This is a genomic window from Streptomyces sp. NPDC047886 (genome assembly GCF_043204435.1).
Taxonomy (GTDB): domain Bacteria; phylum Actinomycetota; class Actinomycetes; order Streptomycetales; family Streptomycetaceae; genus Streptomyces.
This window is the reverse complement of sequence record NZ_JBIDCF010000007.1, coordinates 294,081-320,449: the sequence shown is the minus strand read 5'-3', so window position 1 is coordinate 320,449 and position 26,369 is coordinate 294,081. Positions and strand designations below refer to the sequence as shown.

General features: G+C 74.3%; 25 protein-coding genes. 14 read left to right on the top strand and 11 right to left on the bottom strand.

What is annotated here, in order from left to right:
- The first annotated feature begins 6 nt into the window (after nucleotides 1-6).
- Complete coding sequence (locus ACGF5U_RS24240) at nucleotides 7-906, top strand: acyl-CoA dehydrogenase family protein (RefSeq protein ID WP_392718240.1); 900 nt, start codon at nucleotides 7-9, stop codon at nucleotides 904-906.
- A gap of 416 nt (nucleotides 907-1,322) precedes the next feature.
- Nucleotides 1,323-1,796: an ATP-binding protein gene (locus tag ACGF5U_RS24235; RefSeq protein WP_392718242.1), complete on the top strand. Its 474-nt coding sequence runs from the start codon at nucleotides 1,323-1,325 to the stop codon at nucleotides 1,794-1,796.
- A gap of 376 nt (nucleotides 1,797-2,172) precedes the next feature.
- On the opposite strand, the gene ACGF5U_RS24230 is transcribed toward ACGF5U_RS24235, so the two are convergent.
- Nucleotides 2,173-3,099, bottom strand: a complete 927-nt coding sequence (locus ACGF5U_RS24230) for a cyclase family protein (RefSeq protein WP_392718271.1) — start codon at nucleotides 3,097-3,099, stop codon at nucleotides 2,173-2,175.
- A 103-nt stretch (nucleotides 3,100-3,202) separates the two neighbouring features.
- Between ACGF5U_RS24230 and ACGF5U_RS24225 the strand changes: the two genes are divergently transcribed.
- From ACGF5U_RS24225 to ACGF5U_RS24215, 3 genes are read left to right on the top strand one after another with little or no spacing between them, the layout of a single operon-like run.
- Nucleotides 3,203-4,135 carry an SDR family oxidoreductase gene (locus tag ACGF5U_RS24225; RefSeq protein WP_392718244.1) on the top strand — a complete coding sequence of 311 codons (933 nt, stop codon included), beginning with the start codon at nucleotides 3,203-3,205 and terminating at the stop codon, nucleotides 4,133-4,135.
- A 12-nt stretch (nucleotides 4,136-4,147) separates the two neighbouring features.
- Nucleotides 4,148-5,350: an acyl-CoA dehydrogenase family protein gene (locus tag ACGF5U_RS24220; protein WP_392718246.1), complete on the top strand. Its 1,203-nt coding sequence runs from the start codon at nucleotides 4,148-4,150 to the stop codon at nucleotides 5,348-5,350.
- On the top strand, nucleotides 5,347-6,405 hold the full coding sequence (locus ACGF5U_RS24215; protein ID WP_392718248.1) for an alcohol dehydrogenase catalytic domain-containing protein: 1,059 nt from the start codon (nucleotides 5,347-5,349) through the stop codon (nucleotides 6,403-6,405). The genes ACGF5U_RS24220 and ACGF5U_RS24215 overlap by 4 nt, the downstream gene beginning before the upstream one ends.
- Before the next feature lie 87 nt (nucleotides 6,406-6,492).
- Here ACGF5U_RS24215 and ACGF5U_RS24210 read toward each other — a convergent pair whose 3' ends face one another.
- Complete coding sequence (locus ACGF5U_RS24210; RefSeq protein ID WP_392718250.1) at nucleotides 6,493-7,482, bottom strand: GlxA family transcriptional regulator; 990 nt, start codon at nucleotides 7,480-7,482, stop codon at nucleotides 6,493-6,495.
- A 71-nt stretch (nucleotides 7,483-7,553) separates the two neighbouring features.
- On the opposite strand from ACGF5U_RS24210, the gene ACGF5U_RS24205 reads away from it, so the two are divergent.
- The 4 genes from ACGF5U_RS24205 (at nucleotide 7,554) to ACGF5U_RS24190 (ending at nucleotide 11,632) form a co-directional block, all read left to right on the top strand.
- Entirely contained in the window at nucleotides 7,554-8,840 is a 1,287-nt protein-coding gene (locus ACGF5U_RS24205) for an MFS transporter (RefSeq protein ID WP_392718252.1), read from the top strand.
- Nucleotides 8,841-8,883: 43 nt separating this feature from the next.
- On the top strand, nucleotides 8,884-9,462 hold the full coding sequence (locus ACGF5U_RS24200; protein WP_392818902.1) for a hypothetical protein: 579 nt from the start codon (nucleotides 8,884-8,886) through the stop codon (nucleotides 9,460-9,462).
- A 273-nt stretch (nucleotides 9,463-9,735) separates the two neighbouring features.
- Complete coding sequence (locus tag ACGF5U_RS24195) at nucleotides 9,736-10,695, top strand: hypothetical protein (RefSeq protein WP_392715236.1); 960 nt, start codon at nucleotides 9,736-9,738, stop codon at nucleotides 10,693-10,695.
- A 10-nt stretch (nucleotides 10,696-10,705) separates the two neighbouring features.
- Nucleotides 10,706-11,632, top strand: a complete 927-nt coding sequence (locus ACGF5U_RS24190; protein WP_392715235.1) for a hypothetical protein — start codon at nucleotides 10,706-10,708, stop codon at nucleotides 11,630-11,632.
- Nucleotides 11,633-11,663: 31 nt separating this feature from the next.
- On the opposite strand, the gene ACGF5U_RS24185 is transcribed toward ACGF5U_RS24190, so the two are convergent.
- The 4 genes from ACGF5U_RS24185 to ACGF5U_RS24170 all read right to left on the bottom strand — a co-directional run bounded on the left by ACGF5U_RS24185 (nucleotide 11,664) and on the right by ACGF5U_RS24170 (nucleotide 16,509).
- The gene (locus ACGF5U_RS24185; protein ID WP_392715250.1) at nucleotides 11,664-12,260 is read right to left on the bottom strand and encodes a flavin reductase family protein; all 597 of its coding nucleotides are present in this window, start codon (nucleotides 12,258-12,260) and stop codon (nucleotides 11,664-11,666) included.
- Nucleotides 12,261-12,544: 284 nt separating this feature from the next.
- Nucleotides 12,545-13,087, bottom strand: a complete 543-nt coding sequence (locus ACGF5U_RS24180; protein WP_392715234.1) for a hypothetical protein — start codon at nucleotides 13,085-13,087, stop codon at nucleotides 12,545-12,547.
- Between the two features lie 151 nt (nucleotides 13,088-13,238).
- On the bottom strand, nucleotides 13,239-14,072 hold the full coding sequence (locus ACGF5U_RS24175) for an enoyl-CoA hydratase/isomerase family protein (RefSeq protein WP_392715233.1): 834 nt from the start codon (nucleotides 14,070-14,072) through the stop codon (nucleotides 13,239-13,241).
- A 214-nt stretch (nucleotides 14,073-14,286) separates the two neighbouring features.
- The gene (locus tag ACGF5U_RS24170; RefSeq protein ID WP_392715232.1) at nucleotides 14,287-16,509 is read right to left on the bottom strand and encodes an acetate--CoA ligase family protein; all 2,223 of its coding nucleotides are present in this window, start codon (nucleotides 16,507-16,509) and stop codon (nucleotides 14,287-14,289) included.
- Between the two features lie 281 nt (nucleotides 16,510-16,790).
- Here ACGF5U_RS24170 and ACGF5U_RS24165 point away from each other — a divergent pair, with 281 nt between their 5' ends.
- The gene (locus ACGF5U_RS24165; RefSeq protein ID WP_392715231.1) at nucleotides 16,791-18,140 is read left to right on the top strand and encodes a hypothetical protein; all 1,350 of its coding nucleotides are present in this window, start codon (nucleotides 16,791-16,793) and stop codon (nucleotides 18,138-18,140) included.
- A gap of 47 nt (nucleotides 18,141-18,187) precedes the next feature.
- Here the strand turns inward: ACGF5U_RS24165 and ACGF5U_RS24160 are convergent, their stop codons facing one another.
- Complete coding sequence (locus tag ACGF5U_RS24160) at nucleotides 18,188-19,384, bottom strand: flavin-containing monooxygenase (RefSeq protein ID WP_392715230.1); 1,197 nt, start codon at nucleotides 19,382-19,384, stop codon at nucleotides 18,188-18,190.
- A 401-nt stretch (nucleotides 19,385-19,785) separates the two neighbouring features.
- Entirely contained in the window at nucleotides 19,786-20,508 is a 723-nt protein-coding gene (locus tag ACGF5U_RS24155; protein ID WP_392715229.1) for a DUF4142 domain-containing protein, read from the bottom strand.
- Between the two features lie 226 nt (nucleotides 20,509-20,734).
- On the opposite strand from ACGF5U_RS24155, the gene ACGF5U_RS24150 reads away from it, so the two are divergent.
- A complete protein-coding gene (locus tag ACGF5U_RS24150; RefSeq protein ID WP_392715228.1) occupies nucleotides 20,735-21,184 on the top strand; it encodes a DoxX family membrane protein in 450 nt (149 codons plus the stop codon).
- Complete coding sequence (locus ACGF5U_RS24145; RefSeq protein WP_392715227.1) at nucleotides 21,175-21,645, top strand: Zn-ribbon domain-containing OB-fold protein; 471 nt, start codon at nucleotides 21,175-21,177, stop codon at nucleotides 21,643-21,645. Before ACGF5U_RS24150 ends, ACGF5U_RS24145 begins: the two co-directional genes overlap by 10 nt.
- Before the next feature lie 23 nt (nucleotides 21,646-21,668).
- On the opposite strand, the gene ACGF5U_RS24140 is transcribed toward ACGF5U_RS24145, so the two are convergent.
- Entirely contained in the window at nucleotides 21,669-22,346 is a 678-nt protein-coding gene (locus tag ACGF5U_RS24140; protein WP_392715226.1) for a pyridoxal 5'-phosphate synthase, read from the bottom strand.
- Nucleotides 22,347-22,390: 44 nt separating this feature from the next.
- Nucleotides 22,391-23,575: an acetyl-CoA acetyltransferase gene (locus ACGF5U_RS24135; RefSeq protein ID WP_392715225.1), complete on the bottom strand. Its 1,185-nt coding sequence runs from the start codon at nucleotides 23,573-23,575 to the stop codon at nucleotides 22,391-22,393.
- Between the two features lie 87 nt (nucleotides 23,576-23,662).
- Between ACGF5U_RS24135 and ACGF5U_RS24130 the strand changes: the two genes are divergently transcribed.
- Together ACGF5U_RS24130 and ACGF5U_RS24125 are read left to right on the top strand one after the other, a co-directional pair.
- Nucleotides 23,663-24,919 carry an acyl-CoA dehydrogenase family protein gene (locus tag ACGF5U_RS24130; protein WP_392715224.1) on the top strand — a complete coding sequence of 419 codons (1,257 nt, stop codon included), beginning with the start codon at nucleotides 23,663-23,665 and terminating at the stop codon, nucleotides 24,917-24,919.
- Complete coding sequence (locus tag ACGF5U_RS24125) at nucleotides 24,916-25,395, top strand: nitroreductase family deazaflavin-dependent oxidoreductase (RefSeq protein ID WP_392715223.1); 480 nt, start codon at nucleotides 24,916-24,918, stop codon at nucleotides 25,393-25,395. The genes ACGF5U_RS24130 and ACGF5U_RS24125 overlap by 4 nt, the downstream gene beginning before the upstream one ends.
- Before the next feature lie 209 nt (nucleotides 25,396-25,604).
- Here the strand turns inward: ACGF5U_RS24125 and ACGF5U_RS24120 are convergent, their stop codons facing one another.
- Complete coding sequence (locus tag ACGF5U_RS24120; RefSeq protein WP_392715222.1) at nucleotides 25,605-26,252, bottom strand: TetR family transcriptional regulator; 648 nt, start codon at nucleotides 26,250-26,252, stop codon at nucleotides 25,605-25,607.
- Nucleotides 26,253-26,369 lie beyond the last annotated feature (117 nt).

The following is a 26,369-nucleotide window of genomic DNA, read 5'->3' as shown; positions in this document are numbered from 1 at the left end:
GGAGCGGTGCGGTTCCGGCTGACCGACGACCAGAAGGCGTTGCGAGCGGGGATGCGCGAGCTGCTGGCGCGCCGCGCCGGACGGCCGGCACGGAACCCCGCCCCCGACGACCCCGCACCGGGACGTCCCGCACCGGGACGTCCCGTACTGGACCGGGAGCTGTGGCGGGAGCTGGGCGACGCCGGGTTCTTCGCGCTGCGGCTGCCGGAGGCGGACGGCGGGGTGGGGCTCGGGCTGCCCGAGGCCGTCCTCGTCTTCGAGGAGGCCGGGCGGGCGCTGCTGCCCGGCCCGCTGGTGGCGACCCACCTGGCGGCGGGCGAGGTGCCGGGCGCGGCGGAGGGCACGGCCGTCGTCACCGCCGTGGACGGGGAACTCGTCGAGTGGCTGGACGCCGCCGACGTCGTACGCGGCGACGCGACCGGCGCCCGGCCGGTGCGGTCCGCCGACCCGCTCACCCCGCTGCACCGCGTACCGGCACCGCCGTCGCCCCGCCCGCCCGCCGACCCGGTGGCCGCGCTGCTGACGGCCGCCGAGCAGCTCGGCGGCGCGGCGCGCACGACGGAGCTCGCGGTGCGGTACGCGCGGGAACGTGTCCAGTTCGGCCGCCCGATCGGCGCCTTCCAGGCGGTCCAGCACCTGTGCGCGGACATGCTGGTACGCGTCGAGACGGCACGTGCCGCCGTCTACGCGGCGGCGGTGACGGGCGACCCCGTGGACGGCGCGGCCGCCAAGCTGCTCGCCGACGAGGCGGCCGTGCGCGGCGCCCGCGACTGTCTCCAGGTGTACGGGGGGATGGGTTTCACCTGGGAGGCCGACGTCCACCTCCACCTCAAGCGCGCCTGGCTGCGCGCCGGACGCGGGCCGACGGCGGGCGAGGCCGAGGAGGCCCTGGCGGACGCCCTCTGAGCCGGTGGCGCCGGGCCCGCGGCCGTCCGTGGTGACGCACCGTCGATACCGGGTTGTGTCCTGCGCGGCCCTCGTCACACCCCGGAGTCGGAGTCCCGCTCCGGTATGTTTCGTGGATGCGAGTGGCGATGAGGCAGAGGCGTCGGGGCGGTGCCGGTGCGGTTGCCCCGGCGAACTCCGCGAATCGCCCTCTGCGGTGGCGTTTCGCACGTTCCTGTTCGACTGCCGGCGGTGGGCGTCGCACAGTATGCACTACCCGTACTCCTTCGCGCTGGAATATGCCCGAAGCGCTTGTTGCGGTGACTGTACGTCAACCATGCTGTGCCATAAGGAAACCACGTTCAGTGACGGCTGTTACGACTGTGGTCACTGTGAGGCGCGAGGCGATGTGTCCGCCGGTTCGGATGGTGTGAGCGGTGCAGGTGCTTCAGGTTCAGTTGGAGGTCGGCCCCGACCCCGCGGAGGTGGGACGGGCCCGCAGATGGGCGCGGTCACGACTCGCCGTCTCGGGGATAGCGGCGGACGAGCCGCTCGCCGAGACGCTGGTGCTGCTCATCTCCGAACTCGTCACCAACGCCGTGGTGCACACCGGCTGCCCCGCGGTGCTGCGGATGCTCTTCCGCGCGGGTTCCGGTCCCGGCGCCGTACGGGTGGAGGTCGCCGACCGCAGCGCGCGGGCGCCGCAGCCCCGCCACGCGGACGGTGACGACACCCACGGGCGCGGCCTGGAACTGGTCGACGGACTCGCCGACCGCTGGGGCTGGCAGCGTGAGGGGGCGGGCAAGAGCATCTGGTGCGAGGTGGACCGCGCCGCCCCCGCCGGGACCGGAACGGGGCGCGAACCCCTGTCGTACGAGCCCTCGCCGCGCGCCGTCACACATACCGCTTAATGGGGAAATCCCGGAATAGCTGTTGACGCGCCGTGTCTGGCTGATCACTCTTGTGACCAGCGATTCGTGGCGAGGGGACGCCGAGGGCTTGACGCCCTCGGCGAGTGCGGGTCGTGACTCGGCGGCGGCCCCTTCAGGGCGTAGCGGGGCAGGCGCGCCGAGCCGGGTGGCGGCCGCCGTGCCGTGCTCGGGGCGCGCATGTGTGCCGCCGCCACCCGCAGAAGCCGCACGCAAGGGCCGCACGCAAGGGCCGCCCGCGAACGCCGCGCGCGAGGGCCGCAACGCGAACGCCGCGCGCGAGCGCCGTCCGCGAACGCCGTCCATGAGCGCGGCACGTGCGGCCCGTGCGGCCCACGCCGTCCGCGCGGTCCACGGCTCAGAGCACCGCCACCGGGGCGACCGGCGTACCCGTGGCACCCACGAAGGGTTCCGGCATGGCGGACAGCAGGAACGCGTAACGCCGCTCCCGTGCACAGGCTGTGGACAACGCCTCCAGATTCCAGTTCTGCCCCTGCGGCATGCCCATCTCGACCAGGTGCAGGGCATGGACGGGCAGCCACAGGTCGTCGATCTCCGGCGGGAAGATCTCGAACGTCAGCGTGTCGTTGGCGACCGCCGCCACATCGCGGGAGCGGAACCACTCCGGCGTCCGCAGGGAGAGGCCCGGCGACGGGAACGCGTACCCGTGGCGGTCGCCCGCCAGGTACAGCCGTATCTGCCCCGTCCGTACGAGCACGATGTCACCCGGCCGTACCGTGACCCCGCCGAACTCCGCCGCCTCGTCCAGGTCCTCCGGTGTGACGGCGTGCCCGCCGGGCAGCCGCTCCACGCCCTTGGCGCGCGCCACGTCCAGCAGCACCCCGCGCGAGACGATGTGCCGCATCTTGTCGACGCCGCCGAACGGGCTGCCCTCGTGCGCCGTGATGGAGGACGCCGGACGGCCGTTGTAGAGGGTGCCCGAGTGGGAGACATGGGTCAGCGCGTCCCAGTGCGTGGCCGCCTGGAGGCCGAACGTCACCATGTCGTCGCTGGTCGCGACCGTACCCGGGCCGAAGAGCTCCTGGTTGATCTGCACCATCGCGTGCAGCGGGTTGATCCGCCCCGGGATCACGCCCGTCTGCACCCCGTCCTGCCGCAGGTCCAGTGCGAGCGGTATCCGCGCGCCCGTGCGGACGGTCGTGACCGCCTCCCGTACGACCTCGTCGGTGATCAGGTTGAGGGTGCCGCTCTCGTCGCTCTCCCCCCAGCGGCCCCAGTTGTTGACGCGCTTGGCGATGTCGTGGAACACGGCCGGCAGTGACATCGGGCCTCCCCGGGGCTTGCGCTTCTCCAGCTGACGGTCCATAGAATCTAACGGACCGTCAGAAACGGTGGAAGGGGAGCCGGGGCATGAGGGGAGCCGGGGCATGAGCAGCGGTGACAGCGGGGGCACGGGGTTCCTGGCGGGCATGACCGTCGCCGTGACCGGCGCGGGACGGGGGATCGGCAGGGCCGTCGCCCTCGCCTGCGCCGCCGAGGGCGCCAGGGTCGTCGTCAACGACTACGGCGTCTCCGTCGAGGGCGCCGAACCCACGTCGGAGATCGCCGAGTCGGTCGTCAAGGAGATCGCCGCGGCGGACGGCGAAGCGGTCGCCGTCGCCGACGACATCTCCACCATGGCGGGCGGACAGCGCGTCGTGGACACCGCCATCGCCACCTACGGCGGAATCGACGGCGTCGTCTGCGTCGCCGGGATCCTGCGCGAACGCATGCTGTTCAACATGACCGAGGACGAGTGGGACCCCGTCGTCGCCACCCACCTCAAGGGCACCTTCACCGTGTTCCGCGCCGCGTCCGCCGTCATGCGCCGCCAGGGCCGCGGCACCCTCATCGGGTTCACCAGCGGCAACCACCAGGGATCGGTCGCACAGGCCAACTACGCCGCGGCCAAGGGCGGCGTCATCTCGCTCGTCCGCAGCGCCGCGCTCGGCCTGCACAAGTACGGCGTCACCGCCAACGCGGTCGCGCCCGTCGCCCGCACCCGGATGTCCGCGGGCGTGCCCATGGAGCTGACCGAGATCGGCGAACCCGAGGACGTCGCCGCCCTCGTCGTCTACCTGCTGTCCGACCGGGCCCGCGCCGAGAAGATCACCGGCCAGGTCTACACGGTCGCAGGACCCAAGATCGCGGTCTGGGCGCAGCCCCGCGAACTGCGCGCCGCCTACGCGGAAGGCGGCTGGACGCCCGAACGGATCGCGGACTTCCTCCCCGGCACCGTCGGCACCGACCCGATGCCGATGCTGGAACGGCTGGAGGAGATGGCCAGGGCGGCCGCCGCCGACGCACGGCCGAACGCGTAGGGGGCGGACGCCGTGGATTTCGCGTTCGGCGCGGACGACGAGGAGTTCCGCACGGTCGCCCGGGAATGGCTGACCGCGCACCTGGACGGTCCGGCGAAGGAGTCCGGGCGGGCATGGGAACGTGAGCTGGGCGCCGACGGCTGGATCGGCATCGGCTGGGACACCCCCGACGGCCGGTACGGCAACCGGCGCGCCACGCCCACCCGGCAGGTGGTGTGGGCCGAGGAGTACGCGCGGGCGGGCGCGCCCGGCAGGACGGGCCACATCGGCGAGAAGCTGCTCGCCCCGACGCTCATCGCCCACGGCACCCGCGCCCAGCAGGACCGCTACCTGCCCGGCATCGCGCGCGGCGAGGAACTCTGGTGCCAGGGCTACAGCGAGCCGGGCGCCGGCTCGGACCTCGCCGGGCTGCGCACGGTGGCGGAACGCGACGGGAGCCGGGGCGGAGGCGCTGGCGGCGGCCGGGGCCGGGGCCGGGGCGCGTACCGGATCACCGGCCAGAAGATCTGGACGTCGCTCGCCCGCGACGCCGACTGGTGCTTCGTCCTGGCCCGCTCCGAGCCCGGCTCACGGCGCCACCACGGGCTGTCGTTCCTCCTCGTTCCGATGGACCAGCCCGGCAGGATCGAGGTGCGGCCCATCCGGCAGATGTCCGGGACCAGCGAGTTCAACGAGGTGTTCTTCGACGGCGCGGAGGCGGCGGACGTCGTGGGCCGCGAGGGCGACGGCTGGCGCGTCGCCATGGGCCTGCTGGCGGTGGAGCGGGGTGTGTCGACGCTCGTCCAGCAGATCGGCTTCGAGGCGGAACTGCGGGACGTGGTGCGGCTGGCCGAGGACAACGGCGCGGCGCGCGACCCCGTCGTCCGGGACCTGCTCGTATGGCAGTGGGCCGAGCTGCGGGTGATGCGCTGGAACGCCCTGCGCACGCTCGGCGGTCCCGGTGCGTCCGGGGAGGCGGGCGCGTCCAGTGTGGCCAAGCTGCTGTGGGGGCGCTGGCACCAGCGGCTCGGCGAGCTGGCCATCCGGATCCGGGGCGCTGCCGGTGCCGAGGGGCCGGGGGACTGGTCGCCCGGCGCCCCCGACGCGTACGAACTGGACGCGCTCCAGCAGGCGTTCCTGTTCAGCCGGGCCGACACCATCTACGGCGGCTCCGACGAGATCCAGCGCGACATCATCGCCGAGCGCGTGCTCGGCCTGCCGAAGGAGCCACGGTGAGAGGCGTCCTGTTCGACGGTGAGCGACTGCGGTTCGTCACCGACCTCGACGTACGGGATCCGGGACCCGGCGAGGTGCTGGTGGCGATCGCCGCCGCCGGGCTGTGCCACAGCGACCTGTCGGTGGTCGACGGGACCATCCCGTTCCCCGCGCCGGTCGTCCTCGGACACGAGGGCGCGGGCGTGGTGGAGGCCGTCGGCGCGGGTGTGACCCATGTGGCGCCGGGTGACCATGTGGCGCTGTCGACGCTCGCGAACTGCGGCACGTGCGCCGACTGCGACCGGGGACGGCCCACGATGTGCCGCCGGGCGATCGGCCGGCCGGGACGGCCGTTCCAGCGGGCCGGGAAGCCGGTGTTCCAGTTCGCCTCGAACTCGGCGTTCGCGGAACGGACGGTGGTCAAGGCGGTCCAGGCCGTACGGATCCCGGAGGAGGTGCCGCCGACGTCGGCCGCGCTCATCGGCTGCGCGGTGCTGACCGGCGTCGGAGCCGTGCTGAACCGGGCGCGGACCCGGCGCGGCGACACCGTCGTCGTCATCGGCGCGGGCGGCGTCGGCCTCAACGCCGTCCAGGGGGCGCGGCTCGCGGGCGCGTCGGTCATCGTCGCCGTGGACGCGAACCCGGCGAAGGAGGCGGTGGCGCGACGGTTCGGCGCGACGCACTTCCGGTCGTCCGTCGAGGCCGTACGCGAGGTGCTGCCGACCGGCGCGGACCACGTCTTCGAGTGCGTCGGCCGCACCGGGCTGATCCGGCAGGCCGTCGACCTGCTGGACCGGGGCGGTCAGGCGGTCCTCCTGGGCATGACGGCGCCCACGGCGGAGGCGACGTTCGCGCCCGCCGCGATGTTCCTCGACAAGTCGGTCCTGGGCTGCCGGTACGGCAGTTCCCGGCCGCAGCACGACATCCGGCTGTACGCCGACCTGTACCGGCAGGGCCTGCTGGAACTGGACGCGCTGGTGTCGGCGACGTACCCGGTCGAGGACGTGGCGAAGGCGGCGGAGGACGTACGCGAGGGCCGGGTGACGGCCCGTGCGGTGCTCACGTTCGGTGGCTGAAACGTCCCGTGAGACCCGCGTCGACTGCCGCGCGCCGTCAGACCCGCGTCGATTGCCGCGCCCCGACTGCCGCGCGCCGCCCCCCCGTCAGCCGTCCTGGCGCGTCGCGCGGAAGGTACGGCGGTACGCGGTCGGCGGGACGCCCAGCGCGGACTGGAAGTGCTGCCGCATCGACTGCGCCGTACCGAACCCCGCGCGTTCGGCGACCCGGTCCACGGACAGCCCCGTGGACTCCAGCAGCTGCCGGGCGCGCTCGACGCGCTGCTGGGTCAGCCACTGGCCGGGGCTGGTCCCCACCTCCTCGCGGAACCGGCGCGTGAACGTCCGTACGCTCATCGCCTCACGCTCGGCGAGATCCCGGAGCTGGAGCGGCTCGTGGAGGCGGTCGAGCGCCCAGGCGCGGGCGCGGGACGTGGTGGCGACGCGCGGCTCGGGGACCGGGCGGCGGATGTACTGGGCCTGGCCGCCGTCCCGGTGGGGCGGTACGACCGTGCGGCGGGCGACCTCGTTGGCGACGGCCGCGCCGTGGTCGCGGCGCACGATGTGCAGGCACAGGTCGATCCCGGCGGCGACGCCGGCCGAGGTGAGGACGTCGCCGTCGTCGATGAACAGGACGTCCGGGTCGACCTCGACCGAGGGGAACAGCCGCTGGAAGTGGTCGGCGGACGACCAGTGCGTCGTCGCGGGCCGCCCGTCGAGGTACCCGGCCGCCGCCAGGACGTACCCGCCGGTGCAGATGGCGACGAGCCGGGTGCCTGGCCGGATGTGGGCGAGCGCGGCGGCCAGTTCGCCGGTGAGGCGGCCTTCCTCGTACACGGGCCCGAGCTCGTACGAGGCGGGGACGACGACCGTTTCGGCGGTGGCGAGGGCCTCGGGGCCGTACGGCACATCGACCGTGAAGTCCGCGTCGGTGCGGACCGGGCCGGGCGCGAGGCCGCAGGTGACGATCTCGTACAGCGGACGCCCGTCGGCGTCCTTGGCGCGGCCGAAGATCCGGTGCGGTATGCCGAGCTCGAAGGGGAGCAGGCCGGTGAGGGCCAGGACGACGACGCGGTGCCGGGTGCCGGAGACGGTCATGGCCCGATCGTATCGAAAGCTGTCATTCGGGCCAGTGGTCCGCGTTTCACCGACCCGTGATCCTGTGTGACGTGACCCAGACAACCCCTCGGTCTTCCGTGCAGGTGCCCCTGCGCCGCCCCCGTGTCCACCGCGCCTGGTTCGTGGCCGCCGTCACCTTCGTCACGATCATCGGCGCCGCCGCCTTCGCCTCCCTGCCGGGACTCCTGATCGAACCGCTCCACAGCGAGTTCGACTGGTCGCGCGGCACCATCGGCTTCGCGGTGTCGGTGAACCTGGCGCTGTACGGGCTGACGGCGCCGTTCGCGGCCGCGCTCATGGACCGGTTCGGCATCCGCCGGGTCGTGGCCGTCGCGCTCACGGTGATCGCGGTCGGCTCCGTGCTGACCGTCTGGATGACGGCCGCCTGGCAACTCGTGCTGTTCTGGGGCTTCCTGGTCGGGCTCGGCAGCGGCTCCATGGCGCTGGCCTTCGCCGCGACCGTCACCAACCGCTGGTTCGCCGCCCGGCGCGGCCTCGTCACGGGCGTGCTGACGGCGGCCGGCGCCTCCGGCCAGCTGGTGTTCCTGCCGCTGCTGTCCTGGCTGGTCGAGAACCACGGCTGGCGCCCCGCGTCGGTCACGGTCTCGCTGTCGGCGATCGCCGTCGTCCCGTTCGTCTGGCTGCTGCTGCGCGACCACCCGGCGGACGTGGGGCTCGCCCCGTACGGGGCGGACACGTTCGTCCCGAAGCCCGCCCCCGTGCCCGGCGCCGCCCGGCGGGCGGTCACGGTCCTGTTCCGGGCGGCGCGCACCGGCCCGTTCTGGCTGCTCGCGGGCACCTTCGCGATCTGCGGCGCCTCGACCAACGGCCTGGTGAAGACCCACTTCGTCCCGGCCGCCCACGACCACGGCATGCCCATCACGGCCGCCGCGTCGCTGCTCGCCGTCATCGGCGTCTTCGACGTCGTCGGCACGATCGCGTCGGGCTGGTTCACCGACCGGTTCGAGGCCCGCCGCCTGCTCGCCGTCTACTACGCCCTGCGCGGCGTCTCGCTCCTCTTCCTCCCCATGCTGCTCGCGCCGAGCGTGCACCCGCCGATGATCTTCTTCATCGTGTTCTACGGCCTGGACTGGGTGGCGACGGTGCCGCCGACGATCGCCCTGTGCCGCGAGCACTTCGGCGACGACTCGGCGATCGTCTTCGGCTGGGTCCTCGCCTCCCACCAGGTCGGCGCGGCGCTCGTCGCCTTCCTGGGCGGCGCGGCCCGGGACGTGTTCGGCTCCTACGACATCGTCTGGTACGCGTCGGGCGCGCTGTGCGCGGCGGCGGCGCTGATGGCCCTGGTGATCCGCCGCCGGCCGGCGGCCCTCGTCTGAGACGCTGTGCCGGGGAGGGGTGGGGGAATTGAACAGACAGGTCATGCCATGGCCGGACCATCCGGCGGCGCAGGACCGCGACTTCACGGCCAGGTACGGGGGCGCGCTGCTGGTCGCGGTGGCGGTGCAGCTCGTGGAGACGGTGCTCGCCGTGGAGGCGTTCGTCCTGCACGCGGTGGGCCAGGACGACCCGATGGCGGACCCGCACGGGTACGCCGTCATCCTGCCCGTCCTCGGCCTGCCGGTGCTGCTCCTCGTGGGCGCGGTGGCCGGTGCGGCGGTCTCCGCCCTGGTGGTCCTGCCGCTGGTCGCCGCCGCCGAACGGCTGGGCCGGCGTGGCGCGGACGGCCCGACGGCATGGCTCGCGGTCCTCACGGCGGCGGTCGCCGCCGCGGCCGCGGCGGTCTGGGCGGCCTGGGCCGGGGCGGCCCCGGTTCCGGCGGCGGTCGTGTGGCTCGCCGTCACGGTGGCGCTCGCCGCGCCCGGCCTGGCGGCCCGCCCGGCCCTCGCCCGCCGGGGAGACCCGCGCCTGGGACGCCTGTGCGGCCGCGTGGCCCTGTACGGGGCCCTCACGGCGACGGCGGTCGCGGTGGCGGGCGTCGTGGCGGTACGGCTGGCCTAGTCCCCGAGCCGGACACCCCGGCCGGGCGCGGTCGCGGAGCCGCCGATGGCCGGGCGGGACGCTGGAGGACCCCGGACGCGGGGCCGCCGACCCCCTGGAGACGGCAGTCGCGGTGGCGGGCGTCGTGGCGGTACGGCTGGCCTAGTCCCCGAGCCGGACACCCCGGCCGGGCGCGGTCGCGGAGCCGCCGATGGCCGGGCGGGACGCTGGAGGGACCCCGGACGCGGGGCCGCCGACCCCCTGGAGGAGGATCCCCGACAGGAGGGGATGACCATGGGGGGACACCCGTACCTGCCGTATCAGGCATGGATTCCGCCGCGCCCGCCGGAGCGCGGCTTCGGGGCGCGGTACGGCGCGGCGCTCGCGATCTCGATGACCGTGCTGTTCGCGGAGGCGGTGATCGCGCTGATCGCGCAGGTCGCCTACGCGCAGACGCAGTTCACACCGAGTGCCGGATACCACGTGCTCGGGTTCGTGGCGCTGGCGTTCCTCGCTGTACCCGGAGCGGTGGTCGGGTTCGTGGTGTCCGCCGGTGTGGTCCTGCCGCTGGTGGGGCTGGCCGAGTGGGCGGGGCGGCGCGTCACGCGGAGGGAGCGCGGGCCCTGGTGGGGGGTCCCGCTGGTGACGGGCGTCGTGGTCGCGGTGCTCGTCGGCTCCGTCGGGCCGCTGGTCGGCGCCGGGCCGGTGCCGCTCGGCGTGGCCTGGGCCGTGGCCACGGCGGTCCTCACCGTCGCCGGGCTGGCCGCCCGGCCGGCCGTCGTCGCCCGGGACCGGTCCGTCGACCTGCTGTGGCTTCAGGGCAAGGCCGTCCTGGCCTGTATGGCGGCCGTACCGGCGGCCGCCGTCCTCGCGGTCGCCGCCCTGTCCACGGGTCTCCTCCAGGAGTACAGCCCTCCGCGGTTGACCCGCGACACGATCGTCGGCGCGTGGTCCGACGGCCACGGCGGCACGATCCGCTTCGCGCCCGACGGCACGGTCACGGCGACCGGCCTGGACCACCGCAGAACCGACTGGGCGACGGGCGAGGACGTGGTCGAGGAGTGCGCGGGCACGGGCAGGTGGGCGTACGAGCGGGGCGACGGCCCACGGACCCAGAAGGTCGAGGTGTCCGGCGACAGCACCTGCCTGAACCAGGACTGGGAAGTGGGCGGCACCCCCGGAGACGTCATGCTCTACGTCACGGTCGGCGACCCCGACTCCTGGGACCTGTACGAGCTGCGGCCCGCCCGCTGAGGGGAACACCGTGAGCGGGGAGCGGAGGGTTTCCGGTGCGCGCGGGTGGGAGGTCCAGGCGCTGACGGTGGCCGGGGCGGCGGTCGTCGTGCAGACGGCGCTCGTCGTTCTGGTGGCGCGGTTCGCCACGCTGGTGCGGGACCGGCCGGAGAGGGACGGGGGGCCTGACCGGTTCCTGGTCGAGTTGCCGTTCATCGTCTGCTTCGGGGTGCCGCTGGGGCTGCTGGTGTCGCTGTTCCTGGTGCTGCCGACGGCCGCCGTGGCCGCCCGGCTGGGGCGGCGCTTCACCGGCCGGGAGGCGTGGTGGTGGGTGCCCGTGGTCGCCGCGGTGGTGGCGGGTGCGGTGGTGGCGGGTGCGGGGGCGCTCGGCGCCACGGGAACCGGCGGCGGGCTGCGGTGGCTGGGCGGTACGGCGGCGATCACCGTCGCCGCCTCCCTCGCACGGCTGGCCACCCGCCGCGTACGGGAGGGCAGGCCCGTCGGGCTCACCGCGCGCACGTACGCTGCCGGCGCGGGTTCCGTGGTCGCCGTGTACGTCATCGGCGGGCTCCTCTTCGGTACCGGGCTCGTCGACGAGTACCGGCCGCCGCGCGTGTCCGCCGACCGGTTGGCGGGGACGTGGGTCGACGGCCGGGGCGGCTCACTGCGGCTCGCCCCGGACGGTACGGCGACGGCGGTCGGGGTGACCGACCGCGACTACACCGTCGGCGACGCGGACCGCACGGCCCGCCGCTGCGACTCCACCGGCACCTGGACGTACACCGGCGACGACAACCCCTGGCTCCAGTCCGTGACGATCGAGGTCCCGGGCTGCGCCGGGAGCGACTGGGCCGCCCTGACCATCAGCGGAACGCCGCACAGTCCACGGCTCAACGTGCGGTACGGCGACGTGGACGCGCCGTCCTGGTACACCTTCACCCGCCGCGACGAGGGCTGACGCGGCACGGCCGGCCGGCCGGCCCCGGGGGTCATTCCGGGAAGCGCCCGAAGCCGCCGAAGCCGCCCCGGTGGAACAGCAGGGGCGCGCCGTCGTCGGTGGCGTCGAGTGCCTGTACGCGGCCCACCACGATCAGGTGGTCGCCGCCCGGGTGCACCGCGTGGACCGTGCAGTCGATCCAGGCCGGTACGGAGTCGAGGAGCGGCGCGCCGGTCACGGGGGCCGGGGTGTGGGCGACCCCGGCGAACTTGTCGGCGCCGCTCACCGCGAACGCACGGCACAGCGCGGCCTGGTCGGCGCCCAGGACGTTCACGCAGAAGGCGCCCGCCCGTGCGATGCGCGGCCACGTCGTGGACGTACGGGCCACCATGAAGGCGACCAGCGGCGGGTCCAGCGACAGGGACGCGAACGACTGGCAGGCGAACCCGGCGGGTGCGCCGCCCTCCGGGTCGTACGCCGTCACGATGGTCACTCCGCTGGCGAAGTGGCCCAGGACCCGCCGGAACTCGGCCGGGTCGAGGGGCGGTCGTTCGTCGTCCCGCACCGCGCGCAGGGCGGGGCGGGGGTGCGGCCGCATGGTCGGGGCTGCCCCGACGGACCTGAGGTGGCGGACGGCGGCGGCCGCCATTCCGGCGTGTCCCATCACCCCACCATTGAAACTGATGCAGCGTCAGTTCGGAAGCCCTGGGAGGCGGGGAGGCGGGGAGGCGGGGAGGACGGAGGACGGAGGACGGAAGACGGAGGAGGAGGGAGGGCGGCGGGCGGTGGGAGGAGGGCGTCGGGCGGAGGGCCTCGGGAATGGGGGCCGTGTCTCCGGCTCCGTACGCCGAGGGCCGTACACCGAGGGGGTTTCGCCGAGGGGGGCCGTACGCCGAGGTACCGCGCTCGCGCGGTGCGGCGTGCGGCCCGGTGTCACTCCGACTTCGAGCCCGAGCCGCCCGGCTTCGCCGGGGCCCACGTGGGCCTGGCCGTGGCCACGGCCGGGTTCGGTTCGGCGAGCGTGATGCCCCACGTGTCGTCGGCGCCGATCCGCGCCTCGATCTCCTTCACCTGGCCGCTCTTCGCGAAGTACAGGACCACGACCTGACGCGTGGATCCCTCGTCGTAGAAGTCGGCCGTCACCTCGCCCTGCGCGGCCGCGCCGAACGCCCTGACCCAGGTGCGGGCCGTCGCGTCGGCATCGGCGTCCGCGTCGTCGTCCTCCACGGCCAGCGCGGCCAGCGCGTCGGCGTCACGGTCGGCGAGCCGCCAGACCGCCTTCTGGACCACGTCGAGGCTGCCCGTGGACGGGTAGCCGACGACACGCAGCGGCTCGTGGGCCGAGTAGTCGCTCCGGTAGTCGAGTGAGCCGCCGGACGAGCAGGCGGTGAGCGTCGCCCCGGCGGCGAGCGCCAGGGCCACGGCCAAGGCCACGGCCGGGGCCAGGGACGGCGTCCTGGCGGTTCTCAGGGGCATGAGCACTTCCTTGACCTCGGGGTCCTTCTTCCACCTGAGCATGATGGTGCTCCCGGCCCGTGCGTTCGCCTCCGGCACCGACTTCACGTCCCCGTACCGGCTTCGCGCCCGAGTGATCGATGTCCGGCGGTGCCGGCTGGCGGCCCCGGTACTAGCGGCCCCGGTACCGGGGGCGGCGTCGTTCCACGAAGCTCGCCACGCCCTCGTCGGCGTCGTAGGTCGCCATGTTGAGCTCCTGGGCGGCCGCCTCGGCGGCGAACGCGGCGGCCCTGTCGCTGTCGAGCGACGCGTCGACCAGCTGCTTGGTGAGGGCGTAGGCCCTGGTCGGGCCCTGCGCGAGACGCTCGGCCCAGGCGCGGGCCGTGCTCTCCAGCTCGGTGTCCGCGACGACCAGGTTGACCAGACCCAGCCGTTCAGCGTCGGCCGCCGTCAGGGCGTCGCCGAAGAACATCAGCTCCTTCGCCCGCCGCGGCCCCACCAGGCGCGCCAGCAGATAGGCCCCGCCGCCGTCCGGGACCAGGCCCCGGCGGGCGAACACCTCGATGAACGTGGCCGACTCGGCGGCGACGACAAGGTCGCAGGCGTACGCGAGGTGGGCGCCGATACCGGCCGCCGTGCCGTTCACGGCTGCGATCACCGGCTTCTCGCAGTCCAGTACGGCGCCGATCAGCCGCTGCGCGCCGAGGCGGATCATCCGGGCGACATCGCCCGGAGCGCGCTCCCGGGACCGGGCGGACGCCCCCCGGAGGTCGGCGCCCGCGCAGAAGCCCCTGCCGGTGGCGGTCAGCACGACGGCCCGTACGTCGGGGTCGGCCGATGCCTCGGCCAGCAGGGCGATGATCCGTTCCCGCTGGTCCCACGTCACGGCGTTCATGGCGTGGGGGCGGTCGAGGGTGATCCACGAGACGCCGTTGTCAGTGGCGTGCCGTACCAATGAGTCCAGGGACTTTTCGCGTCCGGTGGACTCTTCGGGGGAGGAAGTCATGGTCCGGCGGCTCCGATCGACGGAAGACGGCACGACGGGAAACGGGGGATACGGGGGAAACAGGGGATACGGGGGATACGGGGGAGGCGAGGCAAGCGGCACGGGCGCGATCGGCCGCCCCCGGCCGGAGCCGGTGGCGACGGCGGTGGCGGTGCCGGTGGCGACGGCGGTGGAGCAGGCCGTGGAGCGTGCCGTGCCGGGGGCCGTGGGGGGCTCAGCGGCACACGGCCAGCGCGTCCAGCGCGACCGCGCCCTGGCCGCGTTCCAGCACGACCAGCGGATTGATGTCCAGCTCCGTGAGGTCGCCGCCCAGCTCCAGCGCCATCCGCTGGACCCGCAGCACGACCTCCACCAGCGCGTCGACGTCCATCGGCGGGCCGCCCCGCACCCCGTCCAGCAGGGCCCGCCCGCGCAGTTCGCGGAGCATCGCCCGCGCCTGGTCCTCGCCGAACGGCGGCACCCGTACCGCCGTGTCCCGCAGGACCTCCACCAGGACGCCGCCGAGGCCCACGGTCACGGTCGGGCCGAACAGCTCGTCGTGCGTGACGCCCACGACCATCTCGACGCCCCGCTCGATCATCTGGCAGACCAGGACGCCGTCCAGGGCGATGTCCTCGTAGCGGGCGATGTCGGTGAGCTCCCGGTAGGTGTCCCGGACCTGGCTCGCGGAGGTGAGCCCGATCCTGACCAGGCCCAGCTCGGTCTTGTGGGCGAGCTGCGGCGCCGACGCCTTCAGCACGACCGGGTAGCCGACCTGGCCGGCCGCGCGGACGGCCGCCGCCGCGCTGGTGACCAGCTGCTCGCGCGGCACGCGGATGCCGTACGCCCGCAGGAGCTGCTTCGCCGCGTGCTCGCTCAGGCGGCGTCCCGGGCTCAGCAGGGCCCGCGCCTTGCGGAACGAGGGCGACGGCGTGCGCGGCGCCTCGTCGAACGGCGAGCGGTACGCGGCGGTGAACCGGTGGTGGTCGAGGTACGCCTTGACGGCCGCGACACAGTTGCCGACCGTGCGGAAGGTGACGAGCCGCGAGGAGCCGAGCAGCGTCTCGCGGTAGGCGGCCTCGGTGCCGACGGGCGAGCCCCAGACGACGCACACCGTCTTGTCCGTGGCCTCCGCCGCGTCCACCAGGTCCTGGGCGAGCCGGTCGCTCATGGGAGGGAACGGGCCGGTGATCGGACAGATCAGCACCCCGACGGCGGGGTCGGCGAGGATCGTGTCGATGATCTTCCGGCCGCGCGCGTCACCGACCGGGTGGCCGCCGCAGTCGATCGGGTTGGCCACGTTCAGGTCGTCGGGTATCCACTGGCGCAGGGTGTCCTGCCGGTCCCGTGGCAGCACCGGGAGGCGCAGCCCGGCGGCCGTCGCCAGGTCCGCGACGTGCGCGCCCGTGCCGCCGGAGATGGAGTAGACGGCCACGCCGTCGGCGACGGGCGGGCGGGCCCGCGCGAGCAGGGTCGCGGTGTCCTGGAGCTCGTCCAGGGCGTCCACGCGGATCACCCCGAACTGGCGCATGGCCGCGTCCACCACCTGGTCGGCGCCGGTCAGCTTGCCGGTGTGCGAGGCGGCGGTCCGTGCGCCGGTCTCGGTGCGGCCGACCTTGACCGCGACGACCGGCACACCGCGCCGGGCGGCGCGGTCGGCGGCGAGCAGGAAGGAGCGCCCGTCCCGCAGTCCTTCCAGGTAGCAGGCGATCGCCCCGACCTCGGGGCGTTCGGCGAAGTACGCGAGGAAGTCGGCGGTCTCCAGGTCGGCCTCGTTGCCGGTCGGTGCCCAGTGGGAGAGCCGTACGCCCAGCTCCTGGAGGGCGTGCAGGGGCCGGCCCTGGTGCCCGGACTGGGTGATCAGCGCGATCGCGGGCCCTTCGAGGTCCTGGCGGAACTCCTCGAACGCGTTGAGGTTGGTGTTCGGGCCCAGGAGCCGCAGCCCGGAGCGGGCCACGGCCGAGGTGAGGCGGGCCTGCGCGGCGGTGCCGGCGTCGCCGGTCTCGGCGAACCCGGACGCGAAGGCGACGGCGAAGCGCGCCTTGGCTGCGTCGAGTTCCGCGATCACCGGAACGGGGTCGGCGACCAGCAGGACGGCGACGTCGACGGGCTCGGGCAGCTCGGCCACGGACGGTACGCAGCGGAGCCCGAACACCGACGGACGGGTCGGGTGGACGGGGTGCAGCCGGGCGCCGACCCGCTCGGACCAGCGGATCAGCTGCCGGGTGATGCCCGCGCCGGGCCGCCCGTCGGTGTCGGACGCCCCGACGACGGCGACGGCGCGGGGGCGGAAGAACCGGTCCAGATCGGGGACGGAGGAGTACAGCGGCCGGCCGCTGACGTCGAGGTCGCCCTCGGCCGCGGCGATCCCGTGGACGGTGCCGCCGGGGGTGCGCCCGCAGGCCACCACACGGGCGCGGAGGTCGGTGGTGAAGGTGCCGTGAGTCGATCCGAGCATCGTTCCGCCGCTCCTGCGTGTCGTCGTCCCAAGGGACCGATGGACATGACGCGAACCTGACGCTCTGTCAGATTAGCGAAGTGACGGCATGTCAGGAACAGGTCTGCACGGAACGGAGGGGTGTCCGTGGGTCGCGGGCGGCCTGCGCGGTCCGTGGGGGAGGCCACGGCGGTGATCGGGACGCAAGGGCCGACCGGTACAACTTTCGACAGGCACCGGCGGTCAAACCGGTGATCGATGACACAGCGCTGGTTCACGGACCAGCTCTTCGGAGGAGACGCATGAGAACGATAACGGCCGGCCGGGCGCTACGGGCCGGTGCGGGGGCCGCATTGGCCGGAACCCTGATGGTCGGAGCCGCCGCCGCTCCGGCGTTCGCCGCCAGTGACCAGCTGTGGATCGACGTGCCGTACGAGGCCGTGCTGACCGTGGCGCCCGAGAACGGCGAGGCCGAGACCCGCACGCTCGAACTGGGCCTGTCGCACGACAACGCGGGCTACCGGGTGACCGACGGCCGCCTCACCGTCGACGTCTCCGAGCTGACCGGCGTCGCCGACGTCACCTGGCCGGAGAACTGCGCCCCCAGCGGCACCACCGCCGTCTGCTCCGTCCCCGTGGTCCCCGTGACCGCCACCCCGCAGATACGGCTCGGGATACGGGCCGCGGCCGGTGCGGAGGCCGGTGCCGCCGGTCGCATCACGTACCAGGCGAAGGCCACGACCACGGCCTGGGGCGGCACGATCGTCGCGCCCCAGGGGTACGAGACCACCGTCCGGCTCGCCTCGGGGCCCGACCTGGCCATGGAGCGGCCCGGCACCTTCGAGGGCGTACGGCCGGGCGACACCGTGACCGTGCCCTTCTCGGTCGTCAACAACGGCAACGAAGCCGCCGACGGCGTCCAGGTCACCCTGCACGTGTCACGCGGCCTCCTCCTGGACGAGATCGCCCCCCAGTGCACCAGCGAGCCCCTCGGTGACGAGCCCGTCAAGGCGCTGACCAGGGTGGACTGCGCCTTCGACGAGGTCGTCGCCCCGGGCGCCTCCTTCACGCTGCCCAAGCCGCTCACGGCCACCGTGGCGCCGTTCGCCCTGAACGAGCGCCTCGACGTCGGCGTCCAGCCGGGCGGCGGCGTCGAGGACCTCTCGCCCGAGGACAACGGCGGGCAGGCAACCGTCCGCGCCGTCAACACCGCCGACTTCGCGGTGCGCGGCGCGAAGGTGACCGGGGCGGCCGGCGAGACCGTTCCCATGAACCTGACCTTCCGCAACAAGGGCCCGGCGTGGGTCGCCAACCTCGGCTCCGGCGAGCCCGTCGCCGCCGTCGACCTGATCGTGCCGGAGGGCGCGACGGTCATGTCCGCGCCGGAGAACTGCGACCCCCGCACCCTGGACGGCGGCTGGACGGCCGACCGGGTCGGCGCGCCGCGCTACCTGTGCGACGTGCCCATGGTGGTCGCCGAGGACCAGAAGCTGACCTACGCGTTCCAGCTGCGGGTGGACACCGTCGTGGCCGGGGCCACGGGGGACGTCACGCTGCGGGCGCCGTGGGGCGACAAGCCGCTCGCGTTCGACCCGAACCCGAAGAACGACACGGGCAAGGTCGTGCTGAACGCGCCCGTTCCGGCCGAGTGACCCACTGATCCCGCCCGCTCCCGGGCGGGCCTCCAGGGACGCCCGGGTCAGCTCTTCGCGAGCGCCCGGGCGATCCTGCGGGCGTCGATGGCCAGTTCGCGGAGCATCCCGCTGATCGGGTTGGTGAAACCCGTGAAGTACAGGCCCGGCGCATGGCGGGGCGTCCGGGCGCCGCGCACCACCGGATGGCCCTGGTCGTCCAGGACACCCAGATGACCGACGAGCCCCTCCAGGGCACGCCGGTAGCCGGTCGCCGCGATCACCGCGTCCGGGGCGATCCGGTCGCCGTCGGCCAGCACCACCTCGCCGCCGTCGAACGCCTCGACCGCCGCGACCACTTCCACCTTCCCCGTACGCACGGCGTCGACGAGCCCGACGTCCTGCACCGGGACGGCGCCCTGGCGCGCCCGCGAGTACAGCCCGGTGTCCGGGCGGGGCAGCCCGTGCGCCGACAGGTCGGGTACGGAGACCCGGCCCAGCACGCGGGCCGCCGCGTCCACCAGCCGTACCGGCATGCGGCGCGCCAGGATGCCGCCGGCCTGCGCGGGCCAGCCGGCCGTGGAGCGGCGCACGATGTGCGGCACGGTACGGACGGCCAGCCGCACCCGTGCGGCGCCGCCCTCGACCAGGTCGACGGCTATCTCGGCGCCCGTGTTGCCGACGCCGACCACCAGGACGTCCCTGCCCGCGTACGGGGCCGGGTCGCGGTAGCCGCTCGCGTGCAGCAGCTCGCCGGTCCAGGAGTCGGCGCCCGGCCAGTCGGGCAGCCGGGGCGTGTGGTTGTAGCCGGTGGCGACGACGACGGCCCTGCTGGTCAGCCGCCGTCCGCCGGTGGCGTGCAGGACCCAGCCGCCGCCCGGCGCGTCCTCGTCACGTTCGATCCGGGACACCTCGACGCCCGTCACGATCTCCAGATCGTGGACGTCGGCGTACTTCTCCAGGTAGCGGACGACGTCGGCGCGCGCGACCCAGCGTCCGAAGGAGCGCGGCATGGGCAGCCCCGGCAGCGCGGACAGACGCCGGGTGGTGTGCAGCCGCAGGCGCGTGTAGTGGCGGCGCCACGACTCGCCGACGGCGCCCGACTTCTCCAGGACCACGGCCCGTATGCCGCGTGCGCGCAGGGCCGCCGCTGCGGCGAGGCCGCCCGGTCCGCCGCCGACGACGTAGACGGGCTCGCCGAGGGGGAGGGCGGGAGCGTGGGCGCCGGCGGAGGCGGAGGTCGAGCGGTCGGTAGCGTGGGCCATGAACGCTGAGCGTAATGGCCTCCTCACTTGTTGGGTCTCGGTCAAGTGGGGAAATCGGTTGCGAAAGGATCACGCGCCCGGCTTGCCGCCCGTATCCGGACACCGGAGGCGCGCATCCCGGCGCGCACCCGGCCGAAACGCGCGCCCCGGGGCGCCCCGCACCCCGGCGGGCGTTCGCCAGGCGCCGGAGGTGACGCGGCCCGGCGGACGCGCCCCGCACCCCGGAGGCCACGCGTCCCGGTCGGTGTTCGGCCGATCCTCGGGTTCACGCGGCCCGGCGGGCGTTCGGCCGCGGGCTCCGAGGTCACGCGGCTCGGCGGTCGCGCGGACCGGCGGGCGTACCGACCGGCCTCCGGGGGCAGGGGGCCGGGGGTTGCCCGTGCAGTCTCGGCCGCCGTGGGTCACTTGGGCGTGACGGCCGCCTCGACCTCCTCGAAGGTGGCGCTGTCGACCAGGCCGGTGTCCTCCAGGACCTCCATGTGGTCCAGGACGGTCTGGTTGGCCTGGCGGGCGTGCCGGCGCACGAGGTCGTTGCCGGTGGCGGCCCGTACCTCGCCGATCGTCGCGAAGATCTTGCCGTGCGAGGAGCGCAGCAGGTTGGCGAAGAGCCGGTCGAACTCGGCGCCCCGCGCGTTCTCCAACTGCTTCACGAACCCCTGCTGTTCCTCGGTGGCCTCGTTCGGGAGCTCCACGCCGAGGATGCGGGCGTCCTCGCGGACGAGCTGGTCGAGCTTGGAGTGGCCGTCGAGGAGATGGAGGCCCGCCCGCTTCACGGCCTCGCTGGAGGCGTGGGTCTGGGCCAGTCGGCCGGCCGGAATCTCCCACAGCCCGGCCTGCCGCACCTTCACCAGGAACGTGCGGTCGACGTCCGTGACCCGCTGCGGTCCCGCCGCCGCCCGGCCCGCCGCGCCGACGGTGGTGGTGTGCGCCGCGCCGCCGGTTCCGTGCGCCGAGCCGTATCCGGAACCGTAACCGCCGGCGTTCTGCGGGAGCGCGGCGGAGGCGGGGCTCGCCGTGGCCTCGTCGCCACCGCCCCGGATCCCGAAGAACAGGGCGGCGACGGCGGCGCACACGAGCGCGGCGACCGTGAGGGCCCGGATCGAGGTGGGGATGGGGGGTCGCACGGCACGTCGGTTCGGATACATGATCCCTCCCGGGTCGGCATGGGGACTCGTCGGTCACGCGTCGTTCGCGCGTACAGGGGTACGGACGGGGCTCCTGGGGCGTTCAGCCGGGCCGCGGTCCGCGGGGAATCGCCTACGGGTTCCGGCGGCGCCCTTGCGGGTGCGCGCCCCATCGGCTGAACTGACGCTCCGTCAGATAACGTGAGCGGAAAGGTCGGTGGCGCGCATGCGGACCGTCTGGCTCGGGGGCGCCGAGTGGCTCGCCGTCCTCCGGATCGGCCTCGGACTGTGGTGGCTGGAGAGCTGGCGCCACAAGGACAGGAAGGCGTGGTTCGCCCGTGGCACGGGTATCGCCTGGGCGGCGGACGTGGCGGCCGCGCACCGCTGGCCGGCCGTAAGGAACGGCTTCCGGAAGGTCGTCGCGCCCCGCCCCCGGCTGATGGCGTACGTCGTCGTGTACGCCGAACTCGCCCTCGGGGTCGGCCTGATCGTCGGCTTCCTCACCCCGGTCGCCCTCGTCGGAGGGCTGGTCCTCAATCTGCTCTACCTCGTGCTGATGATCCACGACTGGGCGGAGCAGGGACAGAACGCGATGATGGCCCTGATCTCGCTGGTGGCCCTGTTCGCCGTCGCCTGGCAGACCTGGTCCGTGGACAGCGCGATCGGATGGTTCTGACCGTGGACGCCGCCACTCCGGACATCGACGCGTTCACCCGCCCCTACTGGGACGCGGCCGCCGAAGGCCGCCTCCTGATCCGCCGCTGCCACGCGCCGGACTGCGGTACGGCGTACCACTACCCCCGGGAGTTCTGCCCCCGCTGCTGGAGCGACGACACCGACTGGGAACGGGCGAGCGGCCGGGCGACGCTCTACACGTGGTCCGTGGTCCACCGCAACGACCTCCCGCCGTTCCGGGGGCGTACGCCCTACACGGCGGCCGTCGTGGAACTCGCCGAGGGCCCGCGCATGATGACCGGCATCGTCGACTGCCCGCCCGGCGTCCTGCGCGTCGGCATGGACCTGGAGGCCGTCTTCCGCACAGCCCACGCGGACGCGCCGGCCGGGACCGGCGCGGCGGGCGGGACCGGCGCGGCGGGCGTGACGGGCGTGACGGTGCCCTACTTCCGGCCCGCCTGACACCCCTAGCCCGCCTGACACCCCTAAGGCCACAGCAGTTCGCGGGTCCAGCCGTTCTCGGTGCGCCGGTAGCGGAGACGGACGTGGCGGCGCAGCTCGTCGCCCTGGAAGAACTCGACCTCGCGGGGGTCGAGGACGTACAGCGCCCAGGTGTCGGCGTGGGCGCCGGGGTCCGCGCGGGCGTGCTCCCAGGCGGAGCGACTGGCCCCGGCCAGCTCGTCCAGGGAGCCGAGCGGCTCGGACTGGTGCCCGACCAGCGCGGCGGCGAGGGCGCCCGTCGAGCGGGCGTGCAGGTCGGCGTACGCCTCGGCGGGCGTGCCGACGGAGACGCGGCCCCGCACCCGCACCTGCCGCCCGCGCACCGGCCAGTAGAAGCCGAGCGCCGCGTCCGGGCGGGCGGCCAGCTGCCGGCCCTTGGCGCTCGTGGTGTGCGACGCGAAGTGCCAGCCGCGCTCGTCGGCGCCGTGCAGCATCAGGGTCCGCACGTCGGGGCGGCCGGCCTCGTCCACGGTGGCCAGCGTCATGGTGTGCGGCTCGCGCTGCCCGGCGTTCGCCGCGTCCACGAACCACGCCCGGAACAGCGGCAGCGGCTGGTCGGGCGCGGTGTCCGGGTCGAACGCCGGCAGCTCCGTGTCCCAGACCAGCAGGGCGCGAAGGGTCTCGTGGAAGTGCGCGTCGGTCGTGTCGGTCGCTTCGGTCATGGAGCCATCATCGGCGACCGGTCCCGGTACCCGCCGCACGCGGGTCACGTGCCGCGGCCCAGCACCACCGTGCCGGACGAGCAGAACCAGCCGCCCGTGCCCGAGGCGACCGCCAACCGGGGGAGGCTGCCGTCCGGGCGGCGGACCTGGCGGCCGTGCGCCTCGCCGCGCAGCTGCCGTACGGCCTCCACCAGCAGGAACAGGCCGCGCATGCCCGGGTGGCAGGCGGACAGGCCGCCGCCGTCGGTGTTCACCGGCAGGGCTCCGGTCAGCGTGAGGCGGCCCTTCTCCACGAACGCCCCGCCCTCGCCCTTGGCGCAGAAGCCCAGGTCCTCCAGGGTCACCAGCGTCATGTACGTGAAGGCGTCGTAGATCTCCGCGAGGTCGATGTCCGCCGGGGCGACCCCGGCCCGCTGGAAGGCGAGGCGGCCGCTGACCGCGGCGGGGGAGACGGTGAAGTCGTCCCACTCCGACATGGTGGTGTGCGAGACGTGCTCGCCGGTGCCGAGGACCCGGACGGGCGTCGTCCGGCAGTCCTGTACGTACTCATCCGCCGCCAGCAGGACCGCCGCGCCGCCGTCGCTGCGGAGGCAGCAGTGGAGCGTGGTGAAGGGGTCGGCGACCGGCGGCGAGCCGAGCACGTCGTCGACCGTCAGCGGACGGCGGTACATCGCGTCCGGGTTGTGCGCCGCGTTCGCGCGGGCCTGGACGGCGACCTCGGCGAGCTGCTCCGGGGTCGTGCCGTAGGTGTGCATATGGCGGCGGGCGGCCATCGCGTACTTGGCGATGAGCGTGTGGCCGTACGGGGCCTCGAACTGGAGCGGGCCCCGGGTCCCGAACGAGAGGTTCGCGGTGCGGCGCCCCGCCTTGATGTCGGTGCGGGCCGTGGAGCCGTACACCAGGAGGACCGCTTCGGCGTGTCCGGCCGCGATCGCGTCGGCCGCGTGGGCGGTCATCACCTCCCAGGTGGCTCCGCCCACGGACGTCGAATCGACCCAGGTCGGCCGCAGGCCCAGGTACTCGGCCACCTCCACGGGCGCCAGGGTGCCGAGGCCGGCGGACGCCAGGCCGTCGATCACCGAGCGGTCGAGGCCCGAGTCGGCGAGCGCCAGCCGGGCGGCGTCGGCGTGCAGGGTGTACGGGGTGGTGGCGGGGCCGGCCCGGCCGGGCTCCGGGAGCGGGGCCAGGGCCGCACCCACGATGGCGACGGAACGTCGTGTCCGTGACATAGAACTGACGGTACATCAGATCTATGCTCTGCCGGAACGCACACGTGACGGACCGTCAGGCGCGGCCGTCGGACCCGGAGGCCGCCCATGGACGCCGCGTTCACCCCCGAGCAGGACGCGATCCGCCGCACCCTGCGCGACCTGCTCGCCGCCCACTGCGGCCCCGACGCCGTCAGGGCCGCCGCCACCCGCCCCACCGGCTACGACCCCGCACTCTGGGCCCTGCTCGCCGGGCGGCTCGGCCTGCCGGGCATCGCCGTCCCCGAGGAGTACGGCGGCGTCGGCTGCGGCCCCGCCGAGCTGGTCCTCGCCTGCGAGGAGACCGGCCGCGTCCTGGCGCCGAGCCCGCTGCTCGCCACCTCCGTGCTGGCCGCCCCGCTCATCGCCCTCCTCGGCACCGAGGCGCAGCGGGCCGAGCTCCTGCCCCGGATCGCCGACGGGTCCCTCACCGCCACCCTCGCGGTGCCGGCCGGCGCCGACCTGCCCACAGCCCTGGACCTGGTCGAGGCGCGGCCCTCCTGGTCGGGCGGCGGACGCGCGGGCGGCATCCAGGCCCGCCCCGCCCCCGGCGGCGACGGCTGGACCCTGTACGGCGAGGCGGACCGGGTCCTCGACGGCCACAGCGCCGGCCTGCTGCTCGTCGCCGCGCACACCGGCGGCTTCGCCCGGTCCCGTACGCGGATCTTCCTCATACGCCCGGAGGCCGCGCCCGGCCTGACCCGGGTACGCCGCACCTCCCTCGACCAGACGCGTCCACTGGCCCGCGTGCAACTGCGCGACAGCCCTGCCCGGTTGCTCGGCGGCGGCGGGGGCAAAGGCGTGGGCGGGGATGGGGGCGTGGGGGGCAAAGGGGGCGTGGGCGGTGACGGGGACGTGAGTGGGGACGTGGGGGGCGCGCTCCAGGCCGTCGGGCAGCTGCTCGCCGCCGCCCTCGCCGCCGAGGCCACCGGCGCCGCCGCCCACTGCCTGGAGCGCACCCTGGCCCACGTGCGCACCCGCGAACAGTTCGGCCGCCCCATCGGCTCCTTCCAGGCGGTCAAGCACCGGCTCGCCGACCTGTACGTACAGGTCCAGTCCGCCCGATCCGCCGCGTACTACGCCGCGTGGGACAGGACGGCCGGGGGCCTCGCACTCGCCCAGTGCCTGGAGGCCCTGCACGCCGTCGCCGCCGACACGATCCAGCTGCACGGCGGCATCGGTTTCACCTGGGAGCACGAGGCCCACCTGTACTTCAAGCGGGCGACGGCCGACCAGCTCCTCTTCGGCCCCGTCCACCGGCTGCGGGCCCGCGCGGCCCACGCGTCGGCGCTGTTCGGCGGCACGCTCACGGAGGTGGCCCGATGACCGTCGGCCTGCGGTTCGTCCAGAAGGTGTCCTCCACCCGCGCCTTCGCCCGGGTGGCCCCCCACGTCATCCCCGCCCTCGACCGGACCGTCCACCGGCTGACCCGCGGCCGGGTGCTGCCGAGCGCCCGCATGCTGCCCGGCGTCGTCCTGCTGTCGCGCGGCGCCACCACAGGTCTGCCGCGCCGCACCCCGCTCGCCTGTATGCCGGAGGACCCCGCCGCGACGAGCTGGATCCTCGTCGGCTCCAACTTCGGCCGCGCGGGCCACCCGGCCTGGACCGCGAACCTCCTGCGGCACCCGGACGCGGAGGTGAGCTGGCACGGCCGGACCGTCCCGGTCCACGCCCGCCTGCTGAAGGGACAGGACCGGGCCGTCGCCTGGCGGGCGGTGGTGCGGTTCTGGCCGCCGTACGCGACGTACCAGTCCCGGGTCGACCGTGAGATACGGCTGTTCCGGCTCACCCGCCGGGGATGAGCGGCCCCGGGTACGGGAACGCCGACGGCGGTCAGTGGCATGGACCGCCGTCGGCGTGACAGGACGTGAAGGGACGGGACGTGAAGAGGTGTGGGAGGGGGTGGGCCCGAGGGTCCGATGGGGTGAGGGGTGGGGGTGGGGGGTGGGGGGCGAGGGATGTGCAGGTGAGGGCCCGCAGGTGAGGGCCTGCAGCGGCCCGGGGTGCCGCGCTACTTCGTCGGCTTCCTGCCCGTGATGCCGAGGTGGACCAACGTCGCCAGGTTCGGGCGCAGTTCGGCCTGCTTGACGCCCCAGGACTGGAATCCCTTCTGGTGCGAGGCGACCGCCGCCAGCATCGCCACCAGGGACCCCGCCATGGCGGCGGCGCTCAGGTCCTTGTCGACCTTGCCCTTGCTCTGGAGCTCCTTCACCGCGTCCGTGAGGGAGTTGGTGACGGAGTTCAGGATCTTCATCCGGATCTTGTAGAACCGTTTGTCGCCCTCCGCGGCTCCCAGATCCACCACGCGGAGGATGGCATCGTGCTTGCGCCAGAAGTCGAGGAAGCCTTCGACGAGCTCCTCCGACGTCTGCCAGCCCGCTTTGCCGACCCAGCTGCGCCCGGAGACCAATTCGGTCAATCCGGCGCCTTCCTTGGCCATTTCCTCGGCGATTTCGAGGACAGCGCCTTCCACGTCGGGAAAATACTGGTAGAAGGTCGCGGGTGAAGTGCCCGCCTTCCGGGCCACGTCGATGACTTTGACGTCCCGGTACGGCGAGGAGCTGAGCATCTCGCTGAGGCAGTCGAGCAGCTTCTGCCGCGTCGCCTGTCCGCGTCGGCCGGCCACGCGGCCGTCGACGGTGCGTACTTGTCCTGTCATGCCGTCAGCTTACCGAGGGGTGATCGGGGCGCGATTCGGCCGACTGCAAATGGGGTGCGCTCCTCCCGTCCGGCGATCACCGGCGATCACCGGGGCCCTCCGGCCGCAAAAGCTTAT